The sequence below is a fragment of the Thauera sp. WH-2 genome (genome assembly GCF_048321015.1).
Taxonomy (GTDB): Bacteria; Pseudomonadota; Gammaproteobacteria; order Burkholderiales; family Rhodocyclaceae; genus Thauera.
This window is the reverse complement of sequence record NZ_JBLWFG010000002.1, coordinates 1-12,730: the sequence shown is the minus strand read 5'-3', so window position 1 is coordinate 12,730 and position 12,730 is coordinate 1. Positions and strand designations below refer to the sequence as shown.

General features: G+C 66.8%; 8 protein-coding genes and 1 riboswitch. Of the genes, 3 read left to right on the top strand and 5 right to left on the bottom strand.

Going from position 1 to position 12,730, the window contains the following annotated elements; all coding sequences use genetic code 11:
* The first annotated feature begins 64 nt into the window (after nt 1-64).
* Nucleotides 65-1,321, top strand: coding sequence for a 6-phosphofructokinase (locus ACNKW1_RS04305; protein ID WP_418363370.1), 1,257 nt, complete (start codon nt 65-67; stop codon nt 1,319-1,321).
* A gap of 94 nt (nt 1,322-1,415) precedes the next feature.
* Entirely contained in the window at nt 1,416-2,753 is a 1,338-nt protein-coding gene (locus ACNKW1_RS04300) for an SLC13 family permease (RefSeq protein ID WP_418363369.1), read from the top strand.
* A gap of 70 nt (nt 2,754-2,823) precedes the next feature.
* Here the strand turns inward: ACNKW1_RS04300 and ACNKW1_RS04295 are convergent, their stop codons facing one another.
* Nucleotides 2,824-5,436: a glycosyltransferase family 2 protein gene (locus ACNKW1_RS04295; RefSeq protein WP_418363368.1), complete on the bottom strand. Its 2,613-nt coding sequence runs from the start codon at nt 5,434-5,436 to the stop codon at nt 2,824-2,826.
* Nucleotides 5,437-5,735: 299 nt separating this feature from the next.
* On the opposite strand from ACNKW1_RS04295, the gene ACNKW1_RS04290 reads away from it, so the two are divergent.
* The gene (locus tag ACNKW1_RS04290; RefSeq protein WP_418363367.1) at nt 5,736-6,173 is read left to right on the top strand and encodes a hypothetical protein; all 438 of its coding nucleotides are present in this window, start codon (nt 5,736-5,738) and stop codon (nt 6,171-6,173) included.
* On the opposite strand, the gene ACNKW1_RS04285 is transcribed toward ACNKW1_RS04290, so the two are convergent.
* From ACNKW1_RS04285 to gcvT, 4 genes are all read right to left on the bottom strand, one after another.
* The gene (locus ACNKW1_RS04285) at nt 6,069-7,688 is read right to left on the bottom strand and encodes a beta-1,6-glucan synthase (RefSeq protein WP_418363366.1); all 1,620 of its coding nucleotides are present in this window, start codon (nt 7,686-7,688) and stop codon (nt 6,069-6,071) included. The genes ACNKW1_RS04290 and ACNKW1_RS04285 overlap by 105 nt on opposite strands.
* Before the next feature lie 122 nt (nt 7,689-7,810).
* The gene (gene gcvP / locus ACNKW1_RS04280; protein ID WP_418363365.1) at nt 7,811-10,705 is read right to left on the bottom strand and encodes an aminomethyl-transferring glycine dehydrogenase; all 2,895 of its coding nucleotides are present in this window, start codon (nt 10,703-10,705) and stop codon (nt 7,811-7,813) included.
* Between the two features lie 2 nt (nt 10,706-10,707).
* Nucleotides 10,708-11,094 carry a glycine cleavage system protein GcvH gene (gcvH, locus tag ACNKW1_RS04275; protein WP_418363364.1) on the bottom strand — a complete coding sequence of 129 codons (387 nt, stop codon included), beginning with the start codon at nt 11,092-11,094 and terminating at the stop codon, nt 10,708-10,710.
* Nucleotides 11,095-11,207: 113 nt separating this feature from the next.
* Nucleotides 11,208-12,299 carry a glycine cleavage system aminomethyltransferase GcvT gene (gene gcvT, locus ACNKW1_RS04270; protein WP_418363363.1) on the bottom strand — a complete coding sequence of 364 codons (1,092 nt, stop codon included), beginning with the start codon at nt 12,297-12,299 and terminating at the stop codon, nt 11,208-11,210.
* A 198-nt stretch (nt 12,300-12,497) separates the two neighbouring features.
* Nucleotides 12,498-12,592: riboswitch (glycine riboswitch) on the bottom strand.
* Nucleotides 12,593-12,730: the final 138 nt, after the last annotated feature.

Here is a 12,730-nt window from a genome sequence, read left to right as displayed (position 1 = left end):
GCCGCGCCGCTTTCATTTCGATGCCCGGGATGTGCTTCCCGAGGCCGGCCAGGAGCGGCGTGCGATGAATCACGACAAGCTGCTGTATGCACACTCGGGCGGCGTGACCGCGGTCATCAATGCCACCGCTGCGGCGGTCATTCGCACTGCGCGTGCGCAGGGCGGGCGGATCGCGAAGGTGTATGCGGCCCACCGGGGTATCGCGGGTGTGCTGAACGAGGATCTGATCGACACCTCCACCCTCGACGATGAGGCGGTCGAGCGTCTGGCGCGTACGCCGGGCGGTGCCTTCGGCTCGTGCCGATTCGACCTGCCGCACGACGATGGCGGACGCGTGATGGACCGCCTGTTCGCGACCTTCGACGCACATCGTATCGGCTGGTTGCTCTACAACGGGGGCAACGGCTCGATGGACGCCGTGGCCCGCATTCAGGCCGAGGCGCGGCGGCGGGCTCACCCGCTCATCTGCATCGGGGTGCCCAAGACGGTGGATAACGATATCGTCGGCACCGACTGTTGCCCCGGCTTCGGGTCGGCTGCGAAGTACGTCGCCACCTCGATGCTCGAGTCCGGGCTGGACATCGCGTCCATGGTGGGCGCCAAGGGCAGCGTGTTCGTGATGGAGGTGATGGGGCGCAACACGGGCTGGTTGGCCGCGGCCACCGCACTCGCCGCGGGCGGCGACCCCGACCGACCGCCGCATATCGTGCTGGTGCCGGAGGTGCCTTTCGACGAAGCGTCCTTTCTCGCCCGGGTGCGGAGCGTTACCGAGCGACTGGGCTACTGCGCGGTCACGGTGTCCGAGGGGATTCGTCGTGCCGATGGTGGGCTGCTGATGGAAAAATCGCGCGATGCGCGTGGCTACGTGCAGCTCGGCGGCGCAGGGCTCGCGGTCGCGCGCCTCATTCACGAACGGCTCGGCTACAAGTACCACTGGGCTATCCCCGATTACATGCAGAGGTCTGCCGGGCACTGGCTCTCGGCCGCCGACCAGGCCCAGGCGCTGGCGGTCGGGGAGGCGGCGGTCCGGTTTGCGCTGGCTGGGCAGGGTGGCATGATGCCGGGGATTCGGCGGTTGGGGAGTGAGCCGTATGCATGGGCGATCGAGGCGGTGGACACGGCCGGGATTGCAAACCTCGAGCGCACGCTGCCGCCCGGGTTCATCGCTGCAGATGGCCTCCACGTCACGCCTGCGGCCTGTGAGTACATCCGCCCGCTGATCTCGGGCGAGGTCGTGCAGCCGGTGCGCGGCGGTCTGCCGGACTATCGCCCCTTTGATTGGGCGCAGGTACCGGCCCGCCTGCCGCCCTGGCAGGGCTGAGGCGGCGGGGTGCGGTGCCCCGAGGCGCGACCGGGTACGCCGAGTGTCCTGCAGGGTTGGCGCGCGTGTCATTCGCTTTGACGGAGCCAGGGTCGTGCACCGTAGTTTCAAGCTGATCTTCGCGCTGGTGCTCTACGTCGGGCTGCTCGCCGGACTGCAGGGATTGCCCGAGCAGAGCGGGGCGGGGATCGCGCTGCTGGTGACCATCGCCTGGCTATGGATCACCGAGGCACTGCATGTCAGCGTGACGGCCTTGCTGGTGCCGCTGCTGGCGGCGCTCTCGGGCGTCCTCGCCTTCGACGACGCGCTGCTGCAGTTTGCGGACCCGGTCATCTTCCTGTTCCTCGGCGGCTTCGCCCTTGCCGCGGGTCTGCAGCGCCAGGGGCTGGATCGCTGGATTGCGGCGCATGTGATGCGGCGTGCGGGCTCGGATCTTGGCCGGGCGGTGCGCTGGCTGTTCTGGCTCACCGCCTTGCTGTCGATGTGGATCAGCAATACTGCCACCGCGGCAATGATGCTGCCGCTTGCGCTCGGCCTGCTTGCGCCGCTACCGCTGCAGGACGAGCGCCGGACCTGGATGTACGTGCTACTCGGGGTGGCCTTTGCGGCCAACATCGGCGGCATCGGTACCTTGGTCGGTAGCCCGCCGAACGCGATCGCAGCCGCAAATGTGGGGCTGGGCTTTGCGCAGTGGATGGCCTGGGGTCTGCCGCTGGTCGTGGTGCTGATGCCCTTGATGGAGCTCGGGTTGCGCTGGGCGCTGAAGCCGCGCCTGAGCGCCTGTGTTTCACCTCCCCCGCCGCCGGCGGCCTGGACGGAAGCGCAGCGACGGATGATCGCTGTGTTCGGGGCCACGGTGCTGCTGTGGGTCCTCGGTGCACCGCTTTCGAACTGGCTGGGGCTGGCGCGCGGCTATGACGCGATGGTGGCGGTTCTGGCTCTGGTGCTGCTGCATGGCCTGCGCCTGGCCGAGTGGAAGGACGTGGAGCGGAGTACCGACTGGGGCGTGCTGCTGCTGTTCGGGGGAGGGCTCACCCTGAGCAAGGTGCTGGGCGAAAGCGGCGCCGCGAGCTGGCTGGCGGCCCAGCTGGGCGGGCCGCTGGCAGGCATGCCTGCGCTGCTGTGTCTGGCGCTGATGGTGCTGTTCGCCCTGCTGCTCACCGAGGTCACCAGCAACACCGCGAGCGCCGCGCTGCTGATCCCGCTTTTCCTGGGGTTGGCGCCGCAGGTGGATCAGGTCCCGCTTGCGGTGCTGGTTGCGGTGGGAACCTCCTGCGCCTTCATGCTGCCGGTGGCGACGCCGCCCAATGCGATCATCTTCGGCAGCGGACATGTGCCGCAGAGGGCGATGATTGCTGGCGGCCTGCGTGTGACAGCGCTTATCTACCCAGTACTGATCGTTGCTGCAGCCCTGGCGCTCGCGCTGTACTGACGCGTGCAGCGCCACAAAGCCAGGGCGGCGGTGCCGCGCCCCGTGTGCGGCTGCCTGTTCCTCAGGTTCCTCAGGCCGAGCCGGGCAGGGCGCATGAGGCCCCAGCGTTGCGCCGTTCGGGCATGTAGGCGGCGACCTGGCACAAGATGGCGGCCACGTAGGGGATGCACTGCAGGCAAAGGATGCCGACCCATAGCTGCGTCTCCAGGTTGTCCGCGCCACGCTGTGCGACCAGCGTTGCCGCGCCCATCAGCAGTGCGACCAGCATGCCGATCTCTTCGCGGATGGGGTTGAAGAAAGCAAGCGCACCGCCGCCGCGCCAGCCCTTGGGCGTAACCACGAAGACGCCTTTCTTCTTCACCAGGCCGGCGAACACGCCGCGCGCGATCGCATGTGCGAGCCCCACCGACAGGATCGAGGCGCCGAGGATGTCCCTCCAGGGACAGTCCATGGTGCGGCGGTACAGAATGGGGCCGAGTGCCGCCTTGAAGATCATGAAGCCGAAGATCGGCAGCGCGAGGGACACCACCGGCAGGCCGAAGGCCTTCGGAAACAGCAGGATGCCAAGCGTCCAGAGCAGGCTTCCGAAGGCGAACACCAGCTGCAGCGCGTCGCCCAGCCAGGCGAACCAGCCCGTGAGGAAGTGGTAGCGCTGGGCGAGGTTCAAGCTGCTGCGCCCGATCATCTGTGGCAGGTGCGCCTTCAGGATCTGCATCGCGCCGAAGGCCCAGCGGAAGCGCTGGCTCTTGATCGCGGCGAAGCCGGAGGGGGTGAGGCCGCGGCCAAGGATGTGGTCGACGTAGCGGGTGTCATAGCCCTTCTCGATCAGGCGCAGGCCGAGTTCGGTGTCCTCGCAGATGCACCACTCGGACCAGCCGCCGACCTCCTCCAGCGCCAGACGGCGCACCAGGGTCATGGTGCCGTGCTGGATCAGCGCGTTGCGTTCGTTGCGGTGGTGCATGCCGATGCGGAAGAAACCGTCGAACTCCCAGTTGCACATGCGCTTGAAGGGCTGGGTTTCCCAGTCACGATGCGCTTGCGGCGCCTGCACCACGGCGACGTCCGGCTGATCGAAGTGCGGGATCAGACAGGCGAGCCAGTCGGGATCGACGACGTAGTCCGCGTCCACCACGCCGACGACCTCGGCATGCGGGTCGGTGACCTTGAGTCCGTAGTTGAGCGCGCCAGCCTTGAAGCCGGGCCAGTTGGCGAGGTGGAAGAAGCGGAAACGCGGGCCGAGCTCGGCGCAGCGGCGCTCGAGCGGCTTCCACAGCGCCTCGTCGCGGGTGTTGTTGTCCAGCACCAGGACTTCGAAGTTCTGGTAGTTCATCTTCGCCAGACTGTCGATGGTGGCGATCACCATCTCGGGCGGCTCGTTGTAGCACGCAAGGTGGATGGATACGAAGGGTTGCTGGTCGGGGGCGTGCGGCGGCAGCGGCATGAAGCGGCGGTGCCACTTCTTCTTGAACAGGACCTCGCCGAACTCGAAGCCGTGGGACAGCAGCACCGCCGCGGTCATGCCGGTGGCGCCGATGAGCAGCGCGAGGCCGATCAGGTCACGCTGGGTGAGGTAGTACTCGACCGGCACGTTGATGCCGATGATCAGCGTCGACACGCAGGCCTGGATCAGTGCGGCAAGGAACACGCGACCGAAGACGCTCCAGCCGGGCAGAAAGAACGCGGTGAGCATCATCGGGATGAAGGCTAGGGCGGCGGCGTTGATCGCTTTGGTCGACCAGTGCGGATCGCGTTCGACGATGCCTTCCAGTGCGTACTTCTGCTCGCGGTCGGCGTTGAACATGCCCCAATAGGGACCGGCCCAGCCTTCGACGTCCACCTTCCAGGGCTGGTCGATGGCTTCCATCAGGAAGTAGTCGATGCGTGCGGTGCGAGGATGGGCGAGGAATTCGCGAACGAAGCGCGCCTGGTTGTCGAGCGAGGGTACGGCGGCATCGATGGTGGGCCCCCGGCTTGGCCAGCCGATCTCGCCCACCACGATCTTCTTGCGCGGATGGGCTTGCGCCACCTCGTCGTAGCGCTGGAAGGCGTATTCGACCGCCTGCTCGACGGGCAGCCCCTCGTGGTAGGGAAGCAGGTGAACGGTGATGTAGTCGACGTGCTTGGCGAGCTCCGGGTAGCGCAGCCAGACGTGCCAGGGCTCCGCGGTAGAGACGGGTTTGCGGATCGCTTTGCGCACGCGGTCGAGATAGCCGATCATTTCCTCGACTTTCAGATCTCCGCGCAGGATGGCCTCGTTGCCGACCATCACGCGCTCGACGTGGCGCATCTTGCGAGCGGCGTCGATCAGCGCCGTGATCTCGCGCTCGTTGGTTTCCATGTTGGCATCGAGCCAGGCGCCAGCGGTGACGAGCATGTCACGCTGACCCGCGAGTTCGAGCAGCGGGGGCAGGTCGGTAACGCCGTAGGTGCGCAGCCCGTCGGATTTGCGCCCGAGCAGGTCGAGGTCCGAGGCAATCTCCTCGCGCGTGGGGAAGGTGCCCTTGAGCGGGCTCTGCTCGCGCTGGAAACCGTTGTAAGCGAAACCCTTGATGCTCTGGTTGGTGCCTGTGAACTCGGCGCTGCGATTGAGCTGGTGCCAGATCCAGTATTGCGTGAGCGCAACGACGGCTGCGATGGCGATCGCGATGGCCAGGCGGCCAAGGTGGGAGACGGCTTTGGTCATCGTGTTTCCAGTACTTGACCCGCCGGTTGGGCGGGCTGCAACAGTGCCTTTTGAGCGGAGTCTTGTGTTCGGTGACGAGGGGCGACGTCACCGAAGGGGGAATGTGTTGTTGCGCTGCGCTTCTCGTGTCCTGCAAGCCTTGTGACACAATGCGGAGAATGGCTGCGAAGCCCGGTGCAACTCGGCAGCTGCGCGCATTTTATGCGCGATTTCATATGCTTACGAGCACGTGAGCGTGCCAATTTGCAACAGTGTCGCAGCCTGTCCAAAGCGGGCTGATTCTGCAGGGAATTCAGTGGATGGCGCGAAATATTGGGTCGAAATGCGGCGGTGCAGCAGTCTGGATCTGGGGCACGCTACTTGCGCTGGTCGCACTCTGGCTCCGGTATCGGGTGATCGAGGCCGGGGTGCTCGCAAGTGCATGTTCCGACGGGACTTCCGGGGGACCTGCCTGCCTTGCCCGCGACCTGCTGGTGCAGGGCTTCCAGCACCAGCGCGTGGGGTGGTTGAGCCTGGCTGCGGGCGTGGCCTCCTTCCTTGCCGGCTGGCGGGCGGTGGCGTGGCTTGCCTGGCTCTCCGGCCTGGTCGGGCTGATCCTCTACAGTTACGACCCGGCGGCGGTCGGCACGCTCCTAGGCCTGATCGTGCTGATGCGGCCGCACCAGGAGCACCGGCAGGGCCAATGCGGCGCCGGTCAGCGCCCAGGCGATGGCCTGGGGGTTGGCCGGTTCCGATGACCAGCGGGCCAGCGCCGAGAAGAGCAGAACAGCCGCGCACAGGCGCTCGGCGTGGGTGGTGCCGTTGCGCCACCAGCCGGTGACGCCGAGGACCACGGCCGGAGCCAGATAGAGCAGGACCGGGAAGTCCCGGTAGCGCGGGTCCACCCAGAGCAGCAGGGCGGCGACCGCCGCGGCGAACAGCAGCAGTCCGCGCAGCATGCCGATCGATGCCGCCTTGGTGCGCAGGCGGTCGGCGTGCCAGAGGATCCGTGCGGCGCGCCGCGTGCAGGGAACCGGCTCGCCGAACCAACGTGTGAGCACCAGCGGCAGGAGCCCGGCCAGCGCCGCAACGGTGCCTAGTACCGACCATTCGAGTGCATTGCGGTAGGCCAGGTGGGCGTGCTCCCAATGCAGCACCGCGACCAGCCCGCCCATTGCGCCGGTGAGGCTGAGGGCGCTGACGCGCAAGCAGTAGGTGCGCCGGCCGGTGGCGGAGAGAAGGAAGCCGAGCACTCCGCCGAGGAGCGCACCGCCGATCGGACCGAATAGGGTCTCGCGCTCGGCCACCGGCCCGGAAAAGGGAAACTTGGGGGCGAGCTCCGAGGCCTCGAGCATGCCCCAGTAGCCGCCGACCGTACCCTCCAGGGCGCGCTTCCAGGGCTGATCGATGGCTTCGATCAGGTTGTAGTCCCAGTCTTCTGCATGGGCGCGGTGGACGAACTCGCGGATGTAGCGTGCCTGATTCACGCGCGAGGGCTTCGATTCCTCGCGCTGGCGGCCTGCGCTCGGCCATCCGGTTTCGCCGATCAGGATGGGCTTGCCGGCGAAGTGTTGGCCGACGTGCTCGCGGGTTGCCGCGACGTGTTCTAGCGCCCGGTCGATATCCACCGGCTCGTCTTCCCAGAAGGGCAGGATGTGCACGGTGATGAAGTCAACCTCGGCGGCGAGGCTGTCGTGGCGGGTCCAGAACTCCCACACGTCGGCATAGGTGACCGGGACCTTGGCATGGGTCTTGGCGTGGCGGATGAGTTCGCGCATCTCGTCTTCGGTGCGCTCGCGGCGAAGCAGGACCTCGTTACCGACAATCAGTCCGCGCACCACGTCGGTGTTGGCGTTGGCGAGCGCCAGGGCGCGCTCGAGCTCCGCTGCGTTGATCGTCTTGTCGTAGCCGATCCAAGCGCCGAGCAGGACCTTCAGCCCTACGTTGCGGGCAAGTTCCGGCACCTGCTCCAGCCCCTGGCTGACCGAGTAGAGGCGGATGCAGTTGGTGATCTCTGCCAGTGCGGCAAGGTCGGTGGCGATCTGTTCGCGCTCGATCCGCGTTTCCGGCCGCAGTGGCGTCTGCCCGGGGCGATGGTAGGGGGCGTAGGAGACACAGCGCAGCTTTTCGCCCTCGGCGAGATGCAGGTCGTGCATGGGCACGGGGCGGCTCTGATCCCAGAGCATCAGGGCGAGCAGCAGCAGAACCCCAAGGCTCGAGAGCAGGAGAGCGAGCCAGAGCTGCTTGCGGTCGGTACGGGGCGCGATGAACACCTTCGGTGCTTCCGTTCAAGGATGAGGGGGCACGGCGATCGCCGTGCGCCGGCAAGAAAAAAGGCCACGCCCGAAGGCGTGGCCTGCTCCCGGGTTCGCCGGATTCTAACAGCGCTACTGCGTCATGCCGCGTAGTCGCTCATGGGCACGCAGGCGCAGAACAGGTTGCGGTCGCCGTAGACATCGTCAATGCGATTGACGCTGGGCCAGAACTTGTTCTCCGCCACCCAGGGCAGCGGGAACACCGCCTGCTCGCGCGTGTACGGCCGGTTCCAGTCGCCGAGGAAGTCGGCCTGGGTATGCGGCGCCTGCTTGAGCGGGTTGTCCTCTGCGGGCCAGTTCCCGGTCTCGATCTGGCGGATCTCTTCGCGGATCGCAACCATCGCGGCCACGAAGCGTTCCAACTCTGCGAGGTCCTCCGACTCGGTCGGTTCGACCATGATCGTGCCAGGCACCGGGAAGGACATGGTCGGCGCGTGGAAGCCGTAGTCCATCAGGCGCTTGGCGATGTCGACCTCGGAGATGCCGGTCGCCGCCTTGATTGGGCGGATGTCGAGGATGCACTCGTGCGCGACCCGACCCTGGCTGCCGGAATACAGTACCGGGTAGTGATCCACCAGCCGCGCGGCAAGGTAGTTGGCGTTGAGTATCGCCACCTCGGTTGCCTGCTTGAGACCTTCTCCGCCCATCATCGTGATGTACATCCAGGAGATCGGCAGGATGCTCGCCGAGCCGAAGGGTGCCGCCGAGACTGCGCCCTGGCCCAGGTTGGGCCGTCCGGCGTCGCCAGTCGGCTGGATCACGTGGTCGGCCATGAAGGGCGCCAGATGTGCCGCCAGGCCGATCGGCCCCATGCCCGGACCGCCGCCGCCGTGCGGAATGCAGAAGGTCTTGTGCAGGTTCATGTGCGACACGTCGGCGCCGATCGTCGCCGGGGAGGTCAGGCCGACCTGGGCGTTGAGGTTGGCGCCGTCCATGTATACCTGGCCGCCGTATTGGTGGATCAGGTCACAGATCTCGCGGATCGACTCTTCGAACACGCCATGGGTGGACGGGTAGGTGATCATCAGCGCGGCCAGGTCGGCGGCGTGCTTCTCGGCCTTGGCGCGCAGGTCCGCAACGTCCACGTTTCCGTTGTCGTCGCACTCGACCACCACCACCTGCATGCCGCACATCTGCGCAGTCGCCGGGTTGGTTCCGTGCGCAGACTTCGGGATCAGGCAGATCCTGCGGTTGGCCTCGCCGCGGCTGGCGTGGTAGCGCGCGATCGCCACCAGGCCGGCGTACTCGCCCTGGGCGCCCGAGTTGGGCTGCATGCTGATCGCCGGGAAGCCGGTGACCGCGCGCAAGTAGTCGGCCAGGCCCTCGATCATCTCGAGGTAGCCAGCAGCCTGCTCGCGCGGCGCGAACGGGTGAATGTTGGCGAACTCCGGCCAAGTGATGGGGATCATCTCGCTGGTCGCGTTGAGCTTCATCGTGCACGAGCCGAGCGAGATCATCGAGTGGTCGAGCGCCAGGTCGCGGTTCTGCAGCTTCTTGAGGTAGCGCAGCATCTCGTGCTCGGTGTGGTGCGTGTTGAACACCGGGTGGGCGAGCACGGCGTCGCTACGCAGTAACTCTACGGGCAGCGCGCCGCCGGCGGCCGCGACGCGAGCGTCGAGTGCACTGAGGTCGGTGGAGGCGCCGAAGCAGCCCAGGATTGCCGCGATGTCCTCGCGCGTGGTGGTCTCATCCACTGCGAGGCCGAGCGTGGTGCCGGAGACGCTGCGCAGGTTGAAGCCGGCTTCCTCGGCCGCGCGCAGGATGGCGGGCGCGCGCACGCCGACCTCGACCTCGACGGTGTCGAAGAAGGGGCGGTCGTGCAGGCCGAAGCCGGCCTCGCGCAGGCCGGCGGCGAGCACGGCGGCGAGGCGATGGATGCGCGCGGCGATGGTGCGCAGGCCCTGCGGGCCGTGATACACCGCATAGAAGCCGGAGAGATTCGCGAGCAGCACCTGCGAGGTGCAGATGTTCGAGTTCGCCTTCTCGCGGCGGATGTGCTGCTCGCGCGTCTGCAGCGTCATGCGCAGCGCGGTCTTGCCGCGCGCGTCCTTGGAGACGCCGATGATGCGGCCCGGCATCGAGCGCACGTAGCCTTCGCGGGTGGCGAAGAAGGCGGCGTGCGGGCCGCCGAAACCCATCGGCACGCCGAAGCGCTGCGCCGAGCCGAGGGCGATGTCGGCGCCCATGCTGCCGGGGCTCTTGAGCAGCACCAGGGCCATCAGATCACTGGCGACCGCGACCACGGTGCCCCTGGCCTTGAGCTCGGCGATTGGCATGGTGAGGTCGACGACCTCGCCGCGCGCGTTCGGGTACTGCAGCAGCGCACCGAAGCAGTCGTGGCTGCCGGCCTCGGCGGCCTTGCCATAGACCAGTTCGTAGCCGAAATAGTGCGCGCGCGTGCGCACCACGTTGATGGTCTGCGCGAAGCAGGCCTCGTCGATGAAGAATACGTTCGACTTCGACTTCGACACGCGGCGCGCCATCGTCATCGCCTCGGCAGCGGCGGTGGCTTCGTCAAGCAGGGAGGCGTTGGCGAGTTCCAGGCCGGTGAGGTCGATCACCATCTGCTGGTAGTTCAGCAGGGCTTCGAGCCTGCCTTGGGAGATCTCGGCCTGGTAGGGCGTGTAGGCGGTGTACCAGCCCGGGTTTTCGAGCACGTTGCGCAGCACGACCGCGGGGACGTGGGTGCCGTAGTAGCCCTGGCCGATCAGGGATTTCTTCACCACGTTGCGGCCGGCGATGGCCTTCAGGCGGGCGAGGGCCTCATGCTCGGGCATCGGATTAGCGAGCGGCAGCGGCGACGCGAGGCGGATATCGGCCGGTACTGTCTGCGCGATCAGGGTGTCCAGATTGGGTACGCCGATCGCTGCGCACATGCACGCGATCTCTTCGGCGTTGGGGCCGAGATGGCGACCGATGAATGCGTCGCGCTGCTCGAGCCGGGCGAGCGGGGCGGAAAGCAGGGAGTCGCTCATGATCAGGCCTGGGCAATTTCCGCTTCGTAGGTAGCGGCATCCATCAGCGCGGCGACGTCGGCTGCGTTGGCCGGCTTGAGCTTGAACAGCCAGTTGGCGTAGGCGTCGGCGTTGATGCTCTCGGGGGTGTCGATCGCGTCCTGGTTGTTGGCGATCACTTCACCTGCCACTGGGGCGTAGATGTCGGAGGCGGCCTTGACCGACTCGATCACCGCGCACGCTTCGCCGGCCGAAAGGCTGCGACCTGCGTCGGGCAGTTCGAGAAAGACCACGTCGCCGAGAGCTTCCTGGGCGTGGTCGGTGACGCCGATGGTCAGGGTGCCGTCGTCTTCAACGCGGATCCATTCGTGCGACTTGGTGTACTTGAGGTTGGCGGGGATGTTGCTCATGGCGCGCTCCAATCGTGAAGGTGGGAATTCCGGATGACTGCTTACCGACCGAGCTGCTTCGCTGCGGACGGTGGAAGTGGGCGCGACGGCGTGTCGCCGCGCCCGGGAGGGGGTTAGACGAGTGGCTTGCCGTTGCGCACGAAGGGAAGTTTTACGGTGCGCGCCCTCAGGCGCTTGCCGCGAACCTCCACTTCGACGTCTTCGCCGGCCTTGCTCCCCAGCGGAACGCGTGCGAAGGCGATGGATTTCTCGAGCGTGGGGGAGAAGCTGCCGCTGGTGGTCTCACCCTCGCCGGCAGCGGTGGAGACCTTCATGTGCGAGCGCAGCACGCCCTTGTCTTCGAGGATGAGGCCGAGCAGGCGCTGGGTGGCCGGTCGGGCCCCCAGTGCAGTGCGGCCGACAAAGTCGCGCGCTTCGTCTTTCAGGTCCACCGTCCAGGACAGTCCGGCGTCGAGCGGCGATACGGTGTCGTCCATGTCCTGCCCGTAAAGGTTCATGCCTGCTTCAAGGCGAAGCGTGTCGCGCGCACCGAGGCCGCAGGGCTTCACCCCAGAGGCCGCAAGTGCGTTCCACATTGCCTCGGCGCGGGCGGCCGGCACGGCGATCTCGAGGCCGTCCTCGCCGGTGTATCCGGTGCGGGCGATCAGCAGGTCGCCCACCCGGGCGCCGCTGAAGGGGGCGGGAATGCCGCTAGCGGTGGAAAGTTCGGGTAGCGCCGCGGTTGCGCGCTGGATCGCGCGCGGGCCCTGTACCGCGATCATCGCCAGATCGCGGCGCGCCTGCAGGGTCACATTGACCCCTGTGGATGCGATCTGTTGGCGCATCCACGCCACGTCCTTGTCCGCCGTGCCCGCATTGACAACGATCCGGTAGTCGGCCTCACTGAAGCGATAAACGATGAGATCGTCGATCACCCCGCCGTTCGGGTTGAGCATGCAGGAGTAGAGCGCCTTGCCACTCTCCTTGAGCTTGGCCACATCGTTGGCGAGCAGCCGGCGCAGCCAATGGGTGGCGTCCGGGCCCGCGAGGTCGAGGGCGAGCATGTGCGAGACGTCGAACATACCGGCGTCGCGGCGCACTGCATGGTGCTCCTCGATCTGTGATCCATAGTTGACCGGCATGTCCCAGCCGGCAAAGTCGACCATGCGTGCACCTGAAGCGACATGGGCGGCGTGGAGTGGGGTTTGCTTGGCAGCAGTTGTCATCGCGGAGGCGCTCCGTAGGGGTGAACGAAAAGGGACGAACACAGCGCATCGCCAGGTTCGCCCCATCTGTCCCTTGTACCTGAGAGATTTTCCGTCCTCACCGTCCTCCACATATATATAGACTCAGGCGCGCGGCAACGGAGTGCCCCTTCGGTGGATACGCAAACGCAGCGCGCTCGTATCGCTCTCCAGACTTTTACTGCACGCGCGGTCCTTTTGCCTGAGCGGTTCCGGGGGTTGCGCCTTCGGCGACTTCTGCCATTCAGATAGAAGTTCTCTCCCGCGTGTCGCGCGGACGATACCACCTGCACCCACCGTGGGGCAACCGCGGGATCGGATGTCGCCGGAGCCGATGCCGGCCGAGCGGAGTCCTTGCGGCGCCTCGTCTGGTTGGCTGACCGTCTTATTCGCTCATAAATTTTTAGATTGCG